The organism is Pauljensenia sp. UMB1177 (genome assembly GCF_030217965.1).
Taxonomy (GTDB): domain Bacteria; phylum Actinomycetota; class Actinomycetes; order Actinomycetales; family Actinomycetaceae; genus Pauljensenia; species Pauljensenia turicensis_A.
On sequence record NZ_JASOOV010000024.1, the window covers coordinates 1 to 292 of the forward strand.

General features: G+C 37.3%; 1 protein-coding gene. It reads right to left on the reverse strand.

Features of this window, described 5'->3' with window-relative positions; all coding sequences use genetic code 11:
- Positions 1-194: hypothetical protein (locus tag QP442_RS08430; RefSeq protein WP_285069785.1), on the reverse strand; the 194-nt coding region annotated here is incomplete at its 3' end.
- Positions 195-292: the final 98 nt, after the last annotated feature.

A 292-nucleotide genomic window follows, 5' to 3' on the forward strand; every position in this document is an offset into this window, starting at 1 on the left:
TCATACAACGAGTAAGTCCACTGGAGATTATGAACTTTCTGAAAGGCCAAAACAATACTAACATCGTTCTTGAACTCCCATACCCCAACGCTAAGATAGAGACTAGCAACAACCTCTTCAAAGTCATCAAGCGAAATGTTTTTAGCTTTTGAAACTTTGATAAGATAAAAAATGCATTTCCACGTTTTATCCACTGGGGTAATCTTCCACCACCTATCATTTAAATTCGGAGCTATATCTGGTAAATTGGTTTCCTTTTTTAGCCATAACAAAAAAGCCCTTAGCAGGCTTC